The 18,627-nt window shown below is 71.1% G+C and carries 20 protein-coding genes; 13 read left to right on the top strand and 7 right to left on the bottom strand.

The window, feature by feature from the left end:
- Positions 1 to 47: 47 nt before the first annotated feature.
- The 9 genes from rbfA (at position 48) to FLV34_RS15245 (ending at position 9,756) form a co-directional block, all read left to right on the top strand.
- Positions 48 to 536, top strand: a complete 489-nt coding sequence (gene rbfA / locus FLV34_RS15285) for a 30S ribosome-binding factor RbfA (RefSeq protein ID WP_147943406.1) — start codon at positions 48 to 50, stop codon at positions 534 to 536.
- Positions 533 to 1,549 carry a bifunctional oligoribonuclease/PAP phosphatase NrnA gene (locus FLV34_RS15280; RefSeq protein ID WP_142649932.1) on the top strand — a complete coding sequence of 339 codons (1,017 nt, stop codon included), beginning with the start codon at positions 533 to 535 and terminating at the stop codon, positions 1,547 to 1,549. Before rbfA ends, FLV34_RS15280 begins: the two co-directional genes overlap by 4 nt.
- Positions 1,546 to 2,445 (top strand): tRNA pseudouridine(55) synthase TruB, encoded by a 900-nt coding sequence (gene truB, locus FLV34_RS15275; RefSeq protein WP_142649931.1) that lies wholly within the window; start codon positions 1,546 to 1,548, stop codon positions 2,443 to 2,445. The genes FLV34_RS15280 and truB overlap by 4 nt, the downstream gene beginning before the upstream one ends.
- Positions 2,446 to 2,570: 125 nt before the next feature.
- Entirely contained in the window at positions 2,571 to 3,515 is a 945-nt protein-coding gene (locus FLV34_RS15270; protein WP_142649930.1) for a bifunctional riboflavin kinase/FAD synthetase, read from the top strand.
- Between the two features lie 166 nt (positions 3,516 to 3,681).
- A complete protein-coding gene (gene rpsO / locus FLV34_RS15265) occupies positions 3,682 to 3,951 on the top strand; it encodes a 30S ribosomal protein S15 (protein ID WP_142649929.1) in 270 nt (89 codons plus the stop codon).
- Between the two features lie 301 nt (positions 3,952 to 4,252).
- Positions 4,253 to 6,574, top strand: a complete 2,322-nt coding sequence (locus FLV34_RS15260; protein ID WP_142649928.1) for a polyribonucleotide nucleotidyltransferase — start codon at positions 4,253 to 4,255, stop codon at positions 6,572 to 6,574.
- Positions 6,571 to 7,881 (top strand): pitrilysin family protein, encoded by a 1,311-nt coding sequence (locus FLV34_RS15255; RefSeq protein ID WP_142649927.1) that lies wholly within the window; start codon positions 6,571 to 6,573, stop codon positions 7,879 to 7,881. The genes FLV34_RS15260 and FLV34_RS15255 overlap by 4 nt, the downstream gene beginning before the upstream one ends.
- 214 nt (positions 7,882 to 8,095) lie before the next feature.
- Positions 8,096 to 8,836 (top strand): 4-hydroxy-tetrahydrodipicolinate reductase, encoded by a 741-nt coding sequence (gene dapB / locus FLV34_RS15250; RefSeq protein WP_147943405.1) that lies wholly within the window; start codon positions 8,096 to 8,098, stop codon positions 8,834 to 8,836.
- A gap of 407 nt (positions 8,837 to 9,243) precedes the next feature.
- Positions 9,244 to 9,756, top strand: a complete 513-nt coding sequence (locus FLV34_RS15245) for a hypothetical protein (RefSeq protein WP_147943404.1) — start codon at positions 9,244 to 9,246, stop codon at positions 9,754 to 9,756.
- A 108-nt stretch (positions 9,757 to 9,864) separates the two neighbouring features.
- Here the strand turns inward: FLV34_RS15245 and FLV34_RS42445 are convergent, their stop codons facing one another.
- The 5 genes from FLV34_RS42445 to FLV34_RS15225 all read right to left on the bottom strand — a co-directional run bounded on the left by FLV34_RS42445 (position 9,865) and on the right by FLV34_RS15225 (position 13,006).
- Positions 9,865 to 10,554, bottom strand: coding sequence for a barstar family protein (locus tag FLV34_RS42445; RefSeq protein ID WP_261985783.1), 690 nt, complete (start codon positions 10,552 to 10,554; stop codon positions 9,865 to 9,867).
- Positions 10,551 to 10,793, bottom strand: a complete 243-nt coding sequence (locus FLV34_RS41530; RefSeq protein ID WP_222709519.1) for a hypothetical protein — start codon at positions 10,791 to 10,793, stop codon at positions 10,551 to 10,553. The genes FLV34_RS42445 and FLV34_RS41530 overlap by 4 nt, the downstream gene beginning before the upstream one ends.
- An 11-nt stretch (positions 10,794 to 10,804) precedes the next feature.
- Positions 10,805 to 11,677 (bottom strand): 1,4-dihydroxy-2-naphthoate polyprenyltransferase, encoded by an 873-nt coding sequence (locus tag FLV34_RS15235; RefSeq protein WP_147943402.1) that lies wholly within the window; start codon positions 11,675 to 11,677, stop codon positions 10,805 to 10,807.
- A 142-nt stretch (positions 11,678 to 11,819) separates the two neighbouring features.
- On the bottom strand, positions 11,820 to 12,422 hold the full coding sequence (locus FLV34_RS15230) for a GNAT family N-acetyltransferase (RefSeq protein ID WP_142649921.1): 603 nt from the start codon (positions 12,420 to 12,422) through the stop codon (positions 11,820 to 11,822).
- A 38-nt stretch (positions 12,423 to 12,460) separates the two neighbouring features.
- On the bottom strand, positions 12,461 to 13,006 hold the full coding sequence (locus FLV34_RS15225) for a CGNR zinc finger domain-containing protein (RefSeq protein ID WP_142649920.1): 546 nt from the start codon (positions 13,004 to 13,006) through the stop codon (positions 12,461 to 12,463).
- 102 nt (positions 13,007 to 13,108) lie between these two features.
- On the opposite strand from FLV34_RS15225, the gene FLV34_RS42440 reads away from it, so the two are divergent.
- Positions 13,109 to 13,231 (top strand): hypothetical protein, encoded by a 123-nt coding sequence (locus FLV34_RS42440; RefSeq protein WP_260617400.1) that lies wholly within the window; start codon positions 13,109 to 13,111, stop codon positions 13,229 to 13,231.
- Between the two features lie 23 nt (positions 13,232 to 13,254).
- Here the strand turns inward: FLV34_RS42440 and FLV34_RS15220 are convergent, their stop codons facing one another.
- A complete protein-coding gene (locus FLV34_RS15220) occupies positions 13,255 to 14,055 on the bottom strand; it encodes a hypothetical protein (protein ID WP_142649919.1) in 801 nt (266 codons plus the stop codon).
- A 63-nt stretch (positions 14,056 to 14,118) separates the two neighbouring features.
- Positions 14,119 to 15,534 (bottom strand): PLP-dependent aminotransferase family protein, encoded by a 1,416-nt coding sequence (locus FLV34_RS15215; protein ID WP_147943401.1) that lies wholly within the window; start codon positions 15,532 to 15,534, stop codon positions 14,119 to 14,121.
- Here FLV34_RS15215 and FLV34_RS15210 point away from each other — a divergent pair.
- The 3 genes from FLV34_RS15210 to FLV34_RS15200 all read left to right on the top strand — a co-directional run bounded on the left by FLV34_RS15210 (position 15,533) and on the right by FLV34_RS15200 (position 18,586).
- A complete protein-coding gene (locus FLV34_RS15210) occupies positions 15,533 to 16,459 on the top strand; it encodes a DMT family transporter (RefSeq protein WP_147943400.1) in 927 nt (308 codons plus the stop codon). The two genes, FLV34_RS15215 and FLV34_RS15210, sit on opposite strands and share 2 nt — an antisense overlap.
- Before the next feature lie 119 nt (positions 16,460 to 16,578).
- On the top strand, positions 16,579 to 17,601 hold the full coding sequence (locus tag FLV34_RS15205; protein WP_142649916.1) for a hypothetical protein: 1,023 nt from the start codon (positions 16,579 to 16,581) through the stop codon (positions 17,599 to 17,601).
- Between the two features lie 379 nt (positions 17,602 to 17,980).
- Positions 17,981 to 18,586, top strand: a complete 606-nt coding sequence (locus FLV34_RS15200) for an XRE family transcriptional regulator (RefSeq protein ID WP_168066251.1) — start codon at positions 17,981 to 17,983, stop codon at positions 18,584 to 18,586.
- Positions 18,587 to 18,627 lie beyond the last annotated feature (41 nt).

Here is an 18,627-nt window from a genome sequence, read left to right as displayed (position 1 = left end):
CGGCCGGGGCCCGCGCGTCAGCCGTACAGATACGAGGGAGCGTGAGCATGGACGCAGCGCGTGCCAGGAAGCTGGCCGATCGCATCCAGCAGGTGGTCGCGGAGATGCTGGAGCGGCGGATCAAGGATCCGCGGCTGGGGTTCGTGACGGTGACCGACGCCAGGGTCACCGCGGATCTGAGCGACGCGACCGTCTACTACACGGTTTTCGGCTCCGAGGCGGAGCGTGCCGACACGGCCGCCGCCCTGGAGAGCGCGAAGGGCATCATCCGCTCCGAGGTCGGCCGGCAGACCGGCCTGCGGCACACCCCCGGCCTGACGTTCGTGCACGACCCGCTTCCGGACAGCGCCCGCCACATGAACGACCTGTTCGAGCTGGCCAAGAAGAAGGACGCGGAGATCGCACGCCAGGCGGAGGGCGCGAAGTTCGCCGGGGACGCCGAGCCCTACCGCTTCGAGGACGACCTCGACGCCGAGGCGGCCGAGGAGGAGGGCGAGGACGAGCCCACCGGCCGCGCGGGGCACCCCGCCCGGTGACCACGAACGAAAGCGCCGCCGGCGAGGCGGACTGGCGGCGTGCGACCGAACTGATCAGCGCCGCCGGCACGGTGGCGCTCGCCTGTCACGTGTCCCCGGACGGGGACGCCCTCGGCTCGATGCTGGGCCTCGGGCTGGCGCTCGCGGCCACCGGCAGGAAGGTCGTCGCGTCCTTCGGCGACCGGGTGTTCGCCGTGCCCCGGCTGCTGCGGTTCCTGCCCGGCCAGCACCTGCTGGTCGAGCCCTCGGCCTACCCCGCCGAGCCCGACCTGATGATCACCTTCGACGCCTCCACGATGGAGCGGCTGGGCCTGCTCGCGCCCCATGCGGGCAAGGCCCGCGAACTCCTCGTGATCGACCACCACGTGTCGAACACCCGCTTCGGGACGGTCCACCTCGTGGACCCCGGGGCGGCCTCGACCACGATGGTCGTCGAGGAGCTCCTCAACCGGCTCGGTCTCCCGGTCGACCGTGAGGTCGCCACCTGCCTGTACGCGGGGCTGGTGACCGACACCGGCTCCTTCCGGCACTCCATCACCACCCCGGCCGCGCACGCCATGGCCGGCCGGCTGCTGGCCACGGGGCTGCGCCCGGAGGAGATCGCCAGGGAACTGTGGGACCGCTCGCCCTTCGCGTACCTGCGGGTGCTCGGCACGGCGCTCGGGCGGGCCGCCCTGGAGCCGGACGCCGCGGGCGGCCTGGGCCTGGTGTGGACCTACGTGAGCCGTGCCGACCGCGCCGCCGAGGGCTTGCCGTACGACGAGGTGGAAGGCGTGATCGACGTCGTGCGCCGGGTCGACGAGGCGGAGGTCGCGGTCGTGCTCAAGGAGGACGACGAGGGCGGCTGGAACGTCTCGACCCGGTCGAAGGGCGCGGTGGACGTGGCCCGGGCCTGCGCCGCGCTCGGTGGCGGCGGCCACGCGCGTGCCGCAGGGTTCTCCTCGGCGCTGTCCGTGGCGGACACGATGGCCGCACTGCGTCCCCTCCTCGCTCCGGAAGGGAGCCGGTCATGAGCACGCCCAAGGCGAGAAGGACGCCGCCGCCGAGCGGCCTGATCATCGTGGACAAGCCGGCCGACTGGACGTCGCACGACGTGGTCGGCAAGATGCGCGGCATCGCGGGCACCCGCAAGGTCGGTCACGCGGGCACGCTCGACCCGATGGCCACCGGCGTGCTGGTGATCGGGGTGGAGAAGGCGACCCGCCTGCTCGGGCACCTCGCGCTGACCGAGAAGGTCTACGAGGCCACGATCCGCCTCGGCGTGACGACGAACACCGACGACGCCGAGGGCGAGGTGGTCGCCACCACCGCCGCCGGGCACGTGACCGACGACCAGGTGCACAAGGGCGTCGCCGCGCTCACCGGCGAGATCATGCAGGTGCCGCCGCAGGTCAGCGCCATCAAGGTCGACGGGCAGCGGGCCTACAAGCGGGCCCGCGCCGGCGAGGAGGTGGAGCTGGCCGCCCGGCCGGTCACGATCCACGCGTTCGAGGTGGGGGAGATCCGGCGGACCCCGCAGACGGTGGACCTGGACGCCGTGATCACCTGCTCCAGCGGCACCTACATCCGGGCGCTGGCCCGCGACCTCGGCGCGTCGCTCGGCGTCGGCGGCCATCTCACCCGGCTGCGCCGCACCCGGGTCGGGCCGTACGGAATCGAGGCGGCGCGCACGATCGAGGATCTCTCCCGGGAGTGCGTGATCATGCCCATGGCCGACGCGGTGGCGGCGGCCTTCCCCCGCAGGGACGTGGGCGAGGACGAGGCGCGGCTGGTCGCCCACGGCGGGCGGCTGCGCGCGGCGGGCCTGGGGCCTGGCCCGATCGGCGTCTTCGGGCCGGACGGCACGCTGCTCGCGCTCGCCGAGGAGCGGGGCGGGACGGCCCGGCCTCTGGTGGTCTTCGTCTCCTGAGGCCGGGGGCTGGTGCCTCGGCACCCCCCGGGGCATGGCAGTCTTGTCTACTGCGCGGTTCCCAGACGAGGCGATACGGCCGCCTCGCCGACGGCACGGCAATCGGACACAGAAGCGAGGTCGAGGTGCAGAGCTGGCACGGGCTGGACGAGGTCCCGCAGGACTGGGGCAGGTCCGTCGTCACGATCGGCGTGTTCGACGGCGTGCATCTCGGTCACCAGCGGATGGTGGCCCGAGCGGTCGAGATGGCCCGCGAGCTGGGGCTGCCCGCCGTGGCGATCACCTTCGACCCGCACCCCGACGAGGTGGTGCGTCCCGGCAGCCACCCGCCGCGGCTCACCACCACCGAGCGCAGGGTCGAGCTGCTCCACGCGCTGGGCGTCGACGCCGTGTGCGTGCTGCCGTTCACGCTGGAGTTCTCCCGGATGTCGCCGGACGAGTTCGTCCAGACGGCCCTGGTCGACCGGCTGCACGCCGCCGGGGTCGTGGTGGGGGAGAACTTCCGCTTCGGCCACAAGGCGTCGGGCGACCTGGAGACCCTGCGGACGCTGGGCGAGAAGTACGACTTCACGGCCGAGGGCGTGCCCCTGGTCAGCGACGGCGACGCCATCTCCTCCACGGTGATCCGGGAGCGGCTGGCCGAGGGTGACGTCGAGGGCGCGGCCGCCCTGCTGGGCCGTCCCCACCGGGTGGAGGGCGTGGTGGTCCGCGGCCACCAGCGGGGCCGGGCGCTCGGCTTCCCCACCGCGAACGTCGAGTCGCCGCCCAACACGGCCATCCCCGCCGAGGGCGTCTACGCGGGGTGGCTGCAGTGCACCCAGAGCCCCTCGCCGTACGAGGGGGAGCGCTGGCCTGCCGCGATCTCGATCGGGACCAACCCCACGTTCGACGGGGTGGAGCGCACGGTCGAGGCGTACGCGCTGGACCGCGACGACCTGGACCTGTACGGCGCGCATGTGGCCGTGGACTTCGGCGCCCGGCTGCGCGACACGCTCCGCTTCGACTCGATCGAGGCGCTGATCGAGCAGATGCACGACGACGTGGCCAGGGCGCGGGCGTTCACGTCCTGAAGGGCAGGCGTGACGCGGCGTGTCCTACGGGCTGGTAAGGTTGTATGTCAGCCATGCTCAGGTGGTGTAAGCCACCCGGCTGTCCTGTCACGGCGACTGTAGGCACGCACGGTCGTTCGCGGGATGGGAACCGTTGCGCGTGCCATTTCACCAGAATGGAGAAGCAGTGTCGCTTGACGCCGCTACCACCAAGTCCATCATCAGCGAGTACGGCACCAGCGAGGGTGACACCGGGTCGCCGGAGGTCCAGATCGCGCTTCTGAGCAAGCGGATCAGCGACCTCACGGAGCACCTCAAGACCCACAAGCACGACCACCACAGCCGCCGTGGTCTGCTCCTGCTGGTGGGCCGCCGGCGCCGGCTGCTGAAGTACCTGCAGGCCAAGGACATCACCCGCTACCGCTCGCTCATTGAGCGGCTGGGCCTTCGCCGATAAGGTGAGGAAGGAGCGGCGATTCTTCGCCGCTCCTTTTCCATAACCAGCCACAATGGCTGAGCATGACAACTCGATAGCCGAGACAACTGAATAGCCGAGACACAGTGCCCCGCGTCCGCAAGCAAGCCGCAGCGCGATCCCGCGGCGTGAGAGGGCCGGTCCTCGGTAGTGGCCCCCGGTCGGCGCGGCGACAGCCGCGCGGACGGACCGGGCGCTTCGATCGAAGACCGGCACTGCACCTGAACGGGGAGCCCGGCGAAAAAGAGGACGCGGGGAGACCGACCCGAAGAGGAGGTCCCCCGTGGAGGGTGTCCACAGCACAGAGGCCGTTATCGACAACGGTCCCTTCGGCACGCGCACGATCAGGTTCGAGACCGGGCGGCTGGCCCGGCAGGCGGCGGGTAGCGCCGTCGCGTACCTGGACGACGAGACGATGATCCTGTCCGCGACCACCGCGTCCAAGCATCCCAAGGAGAGCCTGGACTTCTTCCCGCTGACGGTGGACGTCGAGGAGCGGATGTACGCGGCCGGCCGCATTCCCGGCTCGTTCTTCCGCCGTGAGGGCAGGCCGTCCGAGGACGCGATCCTGACCTGCCGTTTGATCGACCGGCCGCTGCGCCCGTCGTTCGTCAAGGGCCTGCGCAACGAGATCCAGATCGTCGCGACGGTCATGGCCCTGCACCCCGAGCACCTGTACGACGTGATCGCGATCAACGCCGCGAGCATGTCCACGCAGCTCGCCGGGCTGCCGTTCTCCGGCCCGATCGGCGGTGTGCGCGTCGCGCTGATCGACGGCCAGTGGGTGGCGTTCCCGACCCACACCGAGCTCGAGCGCGCCACGTTCGACATGGTCGTCGCCGGGCGCGTCCTGGCCGACGGCGACGTCGCGATCATGATGGTCGAGGCCGAGTCGACCCGCGACACGCTCAAGCTGGTCGCCGAGGGCGCGGTCGCCCCGACCGAGGAGGCCGTGGCCCAGGGCCTGGAGGCCGCCAAGCCGTTCATCAAGGTGCTCTGCGAGGCCCAGTCGAAGCTGGCCGAGGTCGCCGCCAAGCCGACCGCCGAGTATCCGATTTTCCTCGACTACCAGGACGACGCCCTGGAGGCCGTGACCGCCGCCGTCAAGAGCGAGCTCGCCGCGGCGCTGACGATCGCGGGCAAGCAGGAGCGCGAGCTGGAGATCGAGCGCGTCAAGATGCTCGCGGCCGAGAAGCTGCTGCCCGACTTCGAGGGCCGCGAGAAGGAGATCGGCGCCGCGTTCCGGTCGCTCACCAAGAAGCTGATGCGCGAGCGCGTCATCAACGAGGGCGTCCGCATCGACGGCCGCGGCCCGAAGGACATCCGGCAGCTCAACGCCGAGGTCCACGTGGTACCGCGGGTGCACGGCTCGGCCCTGTTCGAGCGGGGCGAGACGCAGATCCTCGGCGTCACCACGCTCAACATGCTGCGCATGGAGCAGATGATCGACACGCTCAATCCCGAGCGGACCAAGCGCTACATGCACAACTACAACTTCCCGCCGTACTCCACGGGTGAGACGGGCCGCGTCGGCTCGCCGAAGCGCCGCGAGATCGGCCACGGCGCGCTGGCCGAGCGGGCGCTGATCCCCGTGCTGCCGTCGCGCGAGGAGTTCCCGTACGCCATCCGGCAGGTGTCGGAGGCCATCGGGTCGAACGGCTCGACCTCGATGGGGTCGGTCTGCGCCTCCACGATGGCCCTGCTCGACGCGGGCGTGCCGCTCAAGGAGATGGTCGCCGGCATCGCGATGGGCCTCATCGGCGAGGGTGACACCTACGTCACGCTGACCGACATCCTCGGCGCCGAGGACGCCATGGGCGACATGGACTTCAAGGTCGCCGGCACCAAGGATCTGATCACCGCGCTCCAGCTCGACACCAAGCTGGACGGCATTCCGGCCCACGTGCTCGCCGCCGCGCTGAAGCAGGCGAGGGGCGCCCGCCTGGCGATCCTCGACGTGATGCAGGAGGCCATCGACTCCCCGGCGGAGATGAACCCGACCGCGCCGCGCATCATCACGATCAAGGTGCCGGTCGACAAGATCGGCGAGGTCATCGGCCCCAAGGGCAAGATGATCAACCAGATCCAGGACGACACGGGCGCCGAGATCACCATCGAGGACGACGGCACGATCTACATCGGCGCCACCGACGGCCCGTCCGCCGAGGCGGCCCGTACGCTGATCAACGGCATCGCGAACCCGCACATGCCGGAGGTCGGCGAGCGTTACCTGGGCACGGTCGTCAAGATCGCCGCCTTCGGCGCGTTCGTCTCGCTGCTGCCGGGCAAGGACGGTCTGCTGCACGTCTCGCAGATCCGCAAGCTGCACGGCGGACGCCGGATCGAGAACGTCGAGGACGTCATGAACGTCGGCGAGAAGATCCAGGTGGAGATCGCCGAGATCGACTCGCGCGGCAAGCTCTCGCTGGTCCCGGTCGAGGTGGTCGAGAAGGAGGCCGCCGAGAAGGCCGCCGGTGCCGACAACGGCGAGGCCGCGCCCGCTCAGGCCGAGGCCGGCGCCGCGCCGGCGGAGGAGGAGCAGCCGCGGACTCCGCGCCGCAGCCGCAGCCGTACTCGTGGCGGCCGGGACGAGCGCAACTCGTGACGACCGAGACACTGTTTCCGGGCAAGGACGGCGCGGGGGTCATCCGCCGCACCGTCCTCCCCGGCGGCCTTCGGGTCGTGACCGAGACGATGCCGACCGTGCGCAGCGTGGCGGTCGGCCTGTGGGTGGGCATCGGTTCACGCGACGAGGCCCCCGAGCACATGGGAGCCACCCACTTCCTGGAGCACCTGCTCTTCAAGGGCACGCCCACGCGCGACGCCATGGAGATCTCGGCGTCCATCGAGGGCATCGGCGGTGAGATCAACGCGTTCACCGCCAAGGAGTACACCTGCTACTACGCCCGGGTGCTCGACGAGGACCTGCCGCTGGCGATCGACGTGCTCGCCGACGTGGTGACCTCCTCGCTGATCACCGAGGAGGACGTGGAGTCGGAGCGCGGCGTGATCCTGGAGGAGATCGCCATGCACGACGACGATCCCTCCGACGTGGTGCACGAGCAGTTCTCCGCCGAGCTGTACGGCGACACGCCGATCGGCCGCCCGATCCTCGGCAACGAGGAGTCGATCAACGCGCTCACCCGTGACCGCATCCGCGAGTACTACCAGCGGTTCTACGTCCCGCCCCGCACGGTCGTGTCGGTGGCGGGCAACGTGGACCACGAGCGGGTGGTCGCGCTGGTCGCGGCGGCGTACGAGCGGGCGGGCGCGCTGGGCGGCTCCGCCGAGCCCGCGCCGCCGCGCATCGGCGGCCCCGGCGTGGACGTCAGGACCGGCGTCCGGGTGGTCGACCGGCCGACCGAGCAGGCCAACCTGGTCCTCGGTATGACCGCGTTCCACCGCAACGACGACCGGCGCTTCGCGCTCGGCGTCCTGAACGCGGCGCTCGGCGGCGGCATGTCGTCGCGCCTGTTCCAGGAGATCCGGGAGAAGCGCGGCCTGGCCTACAGCGCCTACAGCTACACCTCGCAGTACGCCGACACCGGCCAGTTCGGCATCTACGTGGGCTGTCTGCCCTCGAAGGTGGACGACGTGCTGAAGATCTGCCGCGACGAGGTGGCCAGGGTCGTGGCCGAGGGGATCACCCCCGAGGAGATCGCCCGCGGCAAGGGCCAGATGCGCGGCGGGCTCGTGCTCGGCCTTGAGGACACCGGCTCGCGCATGTCCAGGATCGGCAAGAGCGAGCTCGTGTACGAGCGGCTCATGACGGTCGACGAGGTGCTCGGGCGGATCGAGGCGGTCACCCCCGAGGAGATCGCCGCGGTCGCCGAGGACGTCCTCAACCGGCCGCTGACCCTCGCGGTGATCGGGCCCTACTCCGACAAGGACTTCGGCTCCGCCATCGCCTGATCGTGCCGCTGAGGCCGCGCCGACGCCCTTCCGCGCCGACGCGGCCTCTTGCGTTTTCTGGGACGTGCGGCCCGCTCGCCTGCCGCCGCCCCGGCCATGCGTCCGCCCGTTACGGCTCGCGCCGGGGGGCGGTGCTTCTCGCCGTCGTGGGCTCGGGCGCGTCGGCCCGCTCCTCGCCGCCTCGCCCGCCGCCGTCACGTATAGCCTTGGGCGCGTGATTAAGGTCGGTGTTCTCGGCGCCCGCGGGCGCGTGGGTGTGGAAGTGTGCAAGGCCGTCGCGGCGGCCGATGACCTGGAACTCGTGGCGGAGGTCGACAAGGACGATCCGCTCGACGCGCTGACCGGCGCCGAGGTGGTGGTGGACTTCACCCACCCCGACGTCGTCATGGACAACCTGAAGTGGTGCATCTCCCACGGCATCCACACGGTCGTGGGCACGACCGGTTTCGACGCGGAGCGGCTGGAGACCGTGCGGGGGTGGCTGGCCGCCAACCCCGGCACGAACGCGCTCATCGCCCCCAACTTCGGCATCGCGGCCGTGCTGATGATGCACTTCGCCGCGCAGGCGGCCAGGTACTTCGAGTCGGTCGAGATCGTCGAGCTGCACCATCCGAACAAGGCCGACGCCCCCTCCGGCACCGCCCGCCGTACGGCGGAGCTGGTGGCGCAGGCGCGGCGCGAGGCGGGGCTCGGTCCCTCTCCCGACGCGACCACCACCGCGCTCGACGGCGCCAGGGGCGCGGATGTGGACGGCGTCCATGTGCACGCCGTACGGCTCGCCGGGCTGATCGCCCACCAGGAGGTCATCCTGGGCGGCGAGGGGGAGACCCTCACGATCCGGCACGACACGATGAACCGGGCGTCGTTCACGCCGGGCGTCCTGCTGGGCGTCCGCCGTGTGCAGGGGCTCGACGGCCTCACCGTCGGCCTGGAGCGCCTCCTCGACCTGCAGTAGTCTCCGCGGCCGCCCGGCCTGTCCTCGTCGGGGACAGGCCGGGCGGCCGGGAGTGGTCCATCCCGGTTGAGACGCCATCCGCAGGGTCGGCATGGACACATACGAGCGACAGCCCCGCGTTCCGGGGCAAGCAATTCCCGCATCGCGGGCATGAGCGGGCGCCTTCGGCGTTTCGCCGCCATCTTCCCAGTTCGCGCGGCAGGAGGCCGCTCAGGGAGTGCGACTCGTCTACCCGGGGCGGCAAAGGTCATCCACGCGGTTCAGGTCCTTCTCCAGAACGGTTTTCGGTGGTCCGAAGCGGTTCGAAACCGCTCCCGTCCTAGGGCATGGTTGTCCCCCGGACCGCCGCTCGGCGGACCGTTCCAAACGACGACCCCCCGGAGAAAGGCATGACTACCATGGCCGGCATGGAGCTCGAAGAGCGCGTCACGGCACTCGAGACGGACGTGCAGTCCTTCAAGATCCTCATCAACGCCGTCGACAACAAGGTCGAGCGTGCGCGCCTGGACATTCAGCAGGCACAGGGCGCGAACATCCGCCTGTTCCAGGCGACGCGCGACGACGTGATGGAGTTCCGCTCGCGCATGGACTCGCGCTTCGCCGAGATGAGGGCGAGGTTCGACCTCGCCGACGAGCGCTTCACGGCGATGGAGGACCGCTCTCTCGGTATCCAGGCCGAGCTTAAATTCGTCAACCGCCGTCTCGACGGCCTGGACACGCGGATGGATCACGTCGAGACCCGTCTCGGCGGCATCGATCAGCGGCTGGACGGCATGGACGCGCGAATCGAGCGTGTCGAGACTCGCCTTGACGGCATCGATCAGCGGCTGGACGGCATAGACGCCCGGTTCGACAAGATGGACGCGCGGTTCGACGAGGTGATCGCGCTCATCAAGGACCGGCTCGTGCCCCAGGGCTGACCGCCTCAAGGGCGACGCGCTCCTCCATGGGATCCTCCGGATGCGGCCCGGCTGCCGGTGACGGCGTTCCGCGTCCGGAGGTCCTCCAGCCCGGCCGGAGCGGCGGTGTCAGCGCAACTCGACGGTGACGTCCACCTCGGCGAACATGCCGAGCAGCTCGTCCAGGGTGACGGGCGGGCCCCAGGAGCGCAGGGCGTACGCGGGCCGGTCGTAGCCGGGAACGAGATGGCGGCGGGCCACCTCCGCGTGATGCCAGACGAGCCGGAAGGGGCGACTGGCGCCCCATCCGCCTCGGAGACAGTCCACCAACGCGTCGAGGTTCCATCCGAAGTAGCCGCCGGGGCCGTTGACGGCCTCACCGACGGCGCAGTAGAAGCCCTCGATGTCGGTGACGAACCGCCCGTCGAGGTGACAGGTCCTGCCCGGCGGCCGGTCCGGTTGATCATGAGTATGGTGGCACAGCGCCGCGCCGACCCACTCGTGCCGCAGGCGGCGGTCGTACCCGGCCCAGAGGTTGCGCCGGGAGGGCCGTCCCGCATGCCAGAGGTCCCAGATCGCGCGGGCGCCGTCGGGGAACGGCTCGTCGAAACCGCCGTCGAGGGTGATGTCGAGGAGCCCGGGGTCCAGCCGGGAGGGGTTCGCCTCGATGACGACGGAGGACACCGCTCTGTGCGTCGGGACGGCGCGGCCGGTGACGTCGACGGCGCAGACGGTCGCCGCGAGGTGCCGCTTCCTGGCGGACCGCCGCCGCAGCAGCGTGAGCAGCGGTTCCTCCGGGCGGCAGCCGACGAGGGTCACCGGCCGCTCCTCCGGATAAGGCCGGTCGTGGAAGACCCCGGTGGTGCGGCGGCACGTGCCCGGTCCCCGGCCTGGCCGTGGAGCAGGAAGCCCTGCGCCTCCGGAGGCTGCGCGGGCGCGGCGAACAGCCCATTGATGTCGGTGCAGACCCCCATCGCGCTACCCGGGGTGTCCGTGAACTCGTCGAGCAGCAGCCACCGCAGCGGCAGGGGCCGGTCCCAGGTCCACGCGCGGTCCATCGGGGATCCGGTCAGAGCAGGGCGAGGCCGAGGGTGAACAAGGCGCCGAAGACGAGTTGCAGGCGGCCGGTCTGCTGGAGCGTCGCGATGAGCGCGGGACCGGTCGCGCCGGAGCGGACCGTCTTGATCGGGGCGGCCACGAGGGGGAGCGCCAGCACGGTCAGCGCGGCGAAGGGCCGTACGGGCACCAGAGCGAGCGCGAACACGAAGGGCAGCACCAGGGTCGCCGAGTAGGCCAGGCGCGTACGGCTGTCGCCGAGCACGACGGCCAGCGTGCGCTTGCCCGAGGGGCCGTCGGTCACGATGTCACGCAGGTTGTTGACCATGAGGAGCGCGCAGGCGAGCAGCCCCACGGGCACGGCGGCGGCCAGCGAGAGCCAGGTCAGCCGCTCCACCTGGACGTACGTCGTCCCGGCGACGGCCACGATGCCGAAGAACACGAAGACCGAGATCTCCCCGAGCGCGCGGTAGCCGTACGGGCGGGAGCCTCCGGTGTAGAACCAGGCCGCGAGGATGGAGGCGAGGCCGACGAGCAGCAGCCACCATGCCTGGGTGACCACCACGAGGACGAGACCGGCGACCGCGGCGGCGAGGAAGCAGCCGAGGGCGGCGGCGAGCACCTGCTTGGGGGCCGCGACACCCGAACCGACCAGGCGCAGGGGCCCCACACGGTCCTTGTCGGTGCCCTTGATGCCGTCGCTGTAGTCGTTGGCGTAGTTGACCCCGATCTGCAGCGCCAGCGCGACGAACAGCGCGAGCAGGGCGCGCCACCAGATCGCGCCGTCTTCCGCGATGGCGGCTCCGGTGCCGACGGCGACCGGGACGACGGCGGCGGGCAGCGTACGGGGGCGTGCGCCCGCTAACCATTGAGCTGGGGTGGCCACGTGACTCCCTTTTCCTACCTGTGCGTAGCCGGTGAAGGCGTACCTAGTTTGGCCAATCCCCCATCTTCTCGTGACAGCGGGGTTGGCGGAGGCGACGCCCCCGGGGGCGCAAGCCGTACGGACGGGCAGGAAAGGAGGCGAGTCAGCTGATGTCGGTGGTGAGGCGGATCATCCGGATCGGGCGGCCCATGTCGAGAACGCGCTCGGCCTCGTCCTCGCCCCAGCCGGCCGACTCCAGGAATCCGATCATCGGGTGGTTGTCGGCGAAGACCCAGGTGACGACGGTGCTGTAGCCGTCCTCGCGCAGGTGGTCGACGGTCGCGTTGAGCAGCCTGCTGGCGTGTCCGCGCCGGATGTGGTTGGGATCGACGAGCAACGTCATCAACTCGGCCGTGGTGGCCGGGTGAAGATCGGGGTCCTCGGCGGGTCCGTGCGACGCCAGCCCCACGACCCGGTCGGAGGCGCGCTGCGCGGCGGTCGCCAGGATGCCGCCGGGACCGAGCGCGGTGAACGCGTCGGTGTCGGGCACCACCCGCTCGACTGCGACGAGCAGACGGTGACGGGGCGTGGGCGGCGAGAGGATCGCCTCCTCCCACTGGCGGCGCCACATCTTCTCCGCCGCCGGCCCCGTCATCTGTTCCAACGGGATCGGTGGCAGGAAGTCGCGATAAACCGCCTTCCACGCCCGGATCTGGGTGCTGGTCACCGCGTCGACGTCTTCGAGGCGGGCAGCTCTAACACCCATTCGACGGGCTCCTTTCTTAGCCTGTAACACCGTACTGGTCAGGAGGGCCTCGGCGTACCTTCCGCCTGGCGTCGTGCCCGATATGCCCGAGTTTTTGTGCGGTTTCCGCAGACGCGCATGGAGCACCAGGAGCGAGACCGGTTTTTGGACGAGTCGATGAACGCCCATTGACAGGTGCTCTCGGCGCAGACCTTCAGCCGCGGCCAGGTGCCGTCGGCGTGGGCGGCCGGAATCAGCGCCGCCAGCCGTGCGAGCCCGCCCGCCACTCCGGACCCCATGGGTTCGAGCGCCGGCATCCCCGCCGAGAGCGTCACGCGCACCGGCAACTGCGCCAGCGCCGCGTCCAGTCCCTCCGGAACCTCGTACGGACCTCCGTCGTGGTTGCCGCGCAGCGCGGCGCGCAGTCCTTCGCGCAGCTGGGTCGCCATCGCGAGGTCCTCGTCGGCGGCGCGGTCGTCGTCGCCGATGAGCCCCCGTTCGCGCAGCCAGACGGACAGCTCGGCCGGCGAGGCCAGCTCATCGGCGTCTCCCTCGACGTCGTAGGTGTTCACGAAGTCGCGGAGCAGCTCCGCCGGGCCCGTCATGATCGATCACCCCTCGTGACCACTTTACGACAGTCGGAGGTCATGAAATAACAACACCACCGCGAGTGTTTCACTGGTGTCGACTATTCCGAGGAGAGCCTCATGCGCTTCAGCTACCTGGCCTATCTGGCGCTGCGGAACAAGGAGCGTCGCGAGCGCCTGTCGGGCGAATACCGGCAGGACGAGCACCGGCGGGACGGGCGTCGGCGGCAGGAGCGCCGATGACGCCCGGGTCGTAGGGAAGCCGTCTAGAGGCCGAGCCGTCGCACCGCGGTCCGCCAGTTCTTGGCGATGGCCTGCTGCGCCTTGGCGAGTGGCACCTTGCCGCGGCACACCGCCCTCCACAGGGTGAGCTCGACCGCGTCCTTGGCGGCCGGGGTCTTGCCCGTGCCCGCCAGGACCGGCTGGGGCCACAGGTTCTTCGCGCTCTTGGGCGAGCCGCCCAGGGAGAGCGGGATCAGGTGGTCCTCCTTGTAGTGCGACGGCTTCCTGTCCGCGTAGCCGTACTGGGCGATCTGCGTGACCCGCAGGGCGTTGAGGTAGCTCGCCGGAGGCGCGACCTTCCTGCTGTAACCGGGCACGCAGATCGTCGACTTGATCGTCTTCTGCGTGACGGCGGGGTTGCGCGCGCCCGGCTGGCACTTCGGGTCCGGCAGCGGCAGGTACTTACGGGAGCACTTCGCCCCCGACGGCTTCGCGACCGGCTTCGGCTTGACGGTCGGCTTGGGCTTGACGGTCGGCTTGGGCTTCGCGGTCGGCTTGGGCGTCGTGCCGCCGGAGGAGCCGGCCGGCTTCCACCGCCAGTAGGAGCCGTCCTGCACGCACCGGTAGGAGTCGCCGTCCTGCGAGGTTCCGCTCTTGCCATGGGCCGCCGCCGGGCAGAACGCGCCGGGCGTGACGCACTCCCAGTGGTCCCCGACCTGGCGGTAGCAGCCCGCCGACGCGGAGGAGGTCCCCGCGGGGGCGGCCACGGCGGCGGACGGGACGACGAGCAGGCCGGCTGACGCGAGCACGGCGCATAACGCGATCAACAGAGAACGGACGCGCACGCTGTCTCCTCTGTGAGGGGTTGAAGGGTGACAGAGAAGAGACGGCTCAGCCGGGGCAAAGGTTCACTGGTGGGACTGATGTGACAGCTGTGACAAGACCGGGGCGAGGCGGCGGATTCCCTCCTCCAGCTCGGCCAGGCCGATCGCGGCCGTGTGGGTGAGCCGCAGCCGTGGTCCCGGGGGCTCGGAGGGGTAGTAGATGCGCCCCGGGCTCACCACCACGCCCTGTGCCTGCGCCGCCTCGACCACTTCCGCCTCGTCGGCGCCGGGCGGCAGCCGCACCCAGACGTGCAGGCCGCCGGCGGGAGTCAGCTGCACCTCGGCCGCGGGCGCGTGGCGGGCGAGCCCCGCCAGCAGCGTGGCCTGCCGTACGCCGATCTCCTGCCGGACCGTGCCCAGGTGACGCCGCCAGGCGGTGGAGCCCACGAACTCGGCGGCCGTCTCCTGCAGGGGCCGGGCGACGAAGAACGACTCCACCACCTGGCAGGCGCGCAGCCGGTGTGCGGCCGGGCCCCGCGCGGTCAGGCCGGCCACCCGCAGGCTCGGTGACGTGATCTTGCTCAGCGACAGGATGTGCACCACCGTGCCGTGGGTGTCCATGGTCACCATGGGCGGCGGAACGGGTCCCGTGGCCAGATAACGCGCGTAGTCGTCCTCGATCACGAACGCCCCCGCCGCCCGCGCCACGGCGAGCACCTGCTCCCTGCGCTCGCGGGTCAGCGTCGCGCCCGTGGGGTTGTGCAGCGTCGGCTGGCAGTAGAACACCCGCGCACCCGTCATCGCGAACGCCTCCGCCAGCAGGTCGGGCCGCACGCCGTCCCGGTCGAGCGGCACCGCGCTCGGCCGCAGCCCGGCCGCTCTCGCCGCCGCCAGCGCTCCCGGGTAGGTGGGGGTCTCGACGAGGATCGGCGAGCCGGGGGCCGCCAGCGCGCGGAACGCGAGGGTGAGCGCCGACTGGCCGCCGCTCACCACGAGCACGTCGCTGTGCGTCACCGCGCCGCCGATCTCCGTGGCGAACCACCGGCGCAGCTCCGGCAGGCCGTTCAGCGGGGGCATGCTCCACGCCTCCGGCCGGCGTACGGCTCGCGCGGCCGCCGCGGCCAGCGCCTTGACCGGGCGCAGGTCGGGGTTGAGGTAGCCGCCGGTGAGCGGCACGACGCCGTCGGGAAGCGGGGCCAGCAGGCTCGCCGTCGCCGAGTCGTCCACCACCCGGTCGCCGAGGGCCACGGTCTGCCACGACAGGTCGGGCGTCCGCGCGACCGGCCGCCGGGCCGGGGCGACGAACACGCCCGCGCCGGGCCGGGTGACGACCCTCCCCTCCGCCGCGAGCTGCGCGATCGCCCGCGAGACCGTCACCGGGCCCACTCCGTGACGGCGCATGATCTCCCGGCTGGACGGCAGCCGCTCGCCCGGCCGCGCCCTTTCCGTCTCCTCCCGGAGGATCGCGGCGAGCCGAGCGATACTGCTATCGTCATTCATGAAAGCTGACAATAGCGCTACTGTAGTTCTCCCGATAGCGGCAGCCCCGCACCGTTCGGCATGGCGGGGCAGCCTGCTGGCCGGCCTGGGCGTGCTGTCGTTCTCCGGCTCGCTTCCCGCGACCGCGTTCGCGCTGCGGGGGTTCGATCCGTACCTCGTCGCGATCGGGCGCGCGGCCGTCGCCGCGGTCGCCGCGGCGGTCTGCCTCAAGGCCGCCGGGGCGCCGCTCCTGCCGCCCCGCGCCCACCTGCGGGCGTACGCGCTGATCGTGCTGGGGGTGGTCGTCGGCTTCCCGCTGTTCAGCACCCTGGCCCTGGCCGGTGGTGCGAGCACGGCGCACTCGGCCGTGGTCATCGGGTTGCTCCCGGCCGCCACGGCCGCGTTCGCGGTGCTGCGGGCGGGGGAGCGGCCCAGGCCGCTGTTCTGGGCCGCCTGTGCGGCGGGCGCATTGTCGATCACCGTGTTCACGCTGACCCGCGGCACCGGCCGCCTCGCCGGGGCCGACGTGCTGCTCGTGCTCGCCCTGCTGTCGGCGGCCGTCGGCTACACCGAGGGCGGCCGCCTGGCCAGGGAGACGCCCGGCTGGCGCGTCATCTCGTACGCCCTGGTGCTGGCGGCCCCGCTCACCGTGCCCGCGACGGTCGTGCTGGCCCTGACCAGATCGGCGGCGCCCTCGGCCGAGTCGCTGGCCGGGTTCACGTACGTCGCGCTGGTGTCGATGTTCCTCGGGTTCATTCCGTGGTACGCCGGGCTCGCGATGGGCGGGATCGCCCGCGCCGGGCAGACCCAGCTCGCGCAGCCGCTGCTCAACCTGGTGTGGGCGTGGCTGCTGCTGCACGAGGAGATCGGCGCCGCGACGATCGCGGCGGCCCTGGCCGTGCTCGCCTGCGTGGCGGTCACGCAGGGCAGCCGGAGGGCCGCATGACACAGGCCGGCCGCAGGCGGCCCGGAGTGGGCACTTGATTGGTGTGACGGCGCGGCGCAGGATGGGGCTGACAGTGTTACAACGTGATGCGGGTCACACGCGCGCGGGATGGTGAGGCGATGTCGGACGTCGTGGTTCCTGAGGGTGGTTTCTGGCCGGCGCCCGAGATCCCGCAGCCCAACATCTACCCGATGGAGTGGCGGGTGGAGACCGAGAAGCTCGCGGCCATCTACGAGAAGTCCAAGCGTATGGTCTGGAACCCCGCCGACCTGCCGTGGGACGCGCTCGACCCGCGGGACTTCACGGCCGAGCAACGGCTGGGGATCATGTACTGGTTCTCCGTGCTGGCCAACTTCGACGCCTCGGGCCCGGCCGTCTTCGCCCGCGCCACGATCCAGGCGTTCGAGAAGCACGAGGAGGATCCCGTCCGCAAGTGCTTCTTCTCGATCACGCGCGACGAGATGAACCACGAGGAGTGCTGCCAGCGGTCCATCGCCCGGCTGTGGCCCGGCGGCCCGCTCGACTGGCAGCCCTCCACCGACCTGGAGCGGGCGGCGCACAACAACATCGGCTGGCTTTATCACAACGGCGGGCGCTACTGGAACGGCTACAACACGGCCGTGGGCAAGTATTCGCTCGCCGTGCTGTTCACGAGCTTCATGATGGGGGAGATGGCGGCCTCGACGCTGTTCCGGGGCATGGCCTCCGGCACCGAGCACCCCCTGTTCTCGGAGATGTTCCACAAGATCGGCCGGGACGAGTCGCGGCACCTCCAGATCTGCATGACGATCCTGGAGAACGAGTGGCCCGGGCTCACCGACGACGTACGCGGCCTGATCACCCGTCAGTTGCGTGCCGGGTTCGTGTTCCTGTCGATGATCCTGTGGGAGCCGCCGGAGGGCTTCTGGGAGCTCCCGCCGTACTTCCTGCACAACCACCGCGTGCTGATGGACCACGCGCGGGAGGGCGGCCTCGGCGTGCTGTCGTACGACGAGCAGGCCGACAACTGGCGCGTGGCGATGGCCCGTGTGCGCGCGATCGTCGAGCGGTGGGGGATCGAGTTCCCCGCGATCCCCGAGCTCGACATCGACGGCGTGAACGTCGACGTGATCGACCCTGAGGACATCATCCCGGTGTTCTGACTCCTGGACGAGTGATTCCGATCGGTGATGAAGGCGCCCAGGAGCTCGTTCGGCAGGGCGTCTCCATTGCGACGTGACGGCGACGGTCCGGCCTGGACGCCGGAGACGACGAGCAGCGTGATGGAGTCGCCGGCCAGGCCCGCGCTCCCGGAAGAGGTGCACGTCCAGCAGGGATGCGTTCCGGCGGTGCGGCTCTCAGGCCACGAAGGCGATGGCGGCGACGACGCGCGGATCGCCCACCGTCTGGGCGGGCAGGGTGTCGCTCTCGCAGCGGGAAGTCTGTCCGGACATGTCGCGCTTTCATCGCACCTGGCCTCGTGCTGGGCCATCTGGATTCGACGTCAAGCGCGAATTGCGGGCGGGGCATACGCTGTTGCATATGACGCAAGAAGACGGAGCGCTGGACAGCCTCGTACGCAAACGGATCCGCGCACTGCGCGTCGCACAGGGCTGGTCGCTGGAAGAACTGGCCACCCGCGCCAACCTCAGCCAGTCCTCGCTGAGCCGGATCGAGAACGGACAACGCCGCCTCGCCCTGGACCAGCTCGTCACCCTCGCCCGCGCCCTGGACACCACACTCGACCAGCTCGTGGAGAACGCCGCCGACGACGTCGTCATCAGCCCGATGATCGACGGCGCCCACGGTCTGATGCGCTGGCCCATAAAGGGCGACCCCGGCATGAGCGTCATGCGTCAGCGCATGACCGAGCCTCCGCCCGGCAATCCCGCCCGCATGCGCGCCCACCCCGGCCGCGAATGGCTCGTCGTGCTTTCCGGCACCGCGATCCTCATGCTCGGCCACCGCCGGTTCCGCATCGAGACCAACCAGGCCGCCGAGTTCCCGACCATGATGCCGCACGCGATCGGAGCCGAGGGCGGCCCGTGCGAGATCATGGGCATCTTCGACCGCGACGCCCGTCGGGGCCACCGGCGCGTCGCGGGCGAGACCGGCGAGTGCGACGGCGCGCAGGGCCCCTGCGAGTAGCCCCCTCGCGAGTACGGGTTGCCCCGCCACATTTGCGCGGC

This window comes from Microbispora sp. CSR-4 (genome assembly GCF_008033685.1).
Lineage (GTDB): Bacteria > Actinomycetota > Actinomycetes > Streptosporangiales > Streptosporangiaceae > Microbispora.
This window is presented reverse-complemented; position numbering and strand designations above follow the sequence as displayed.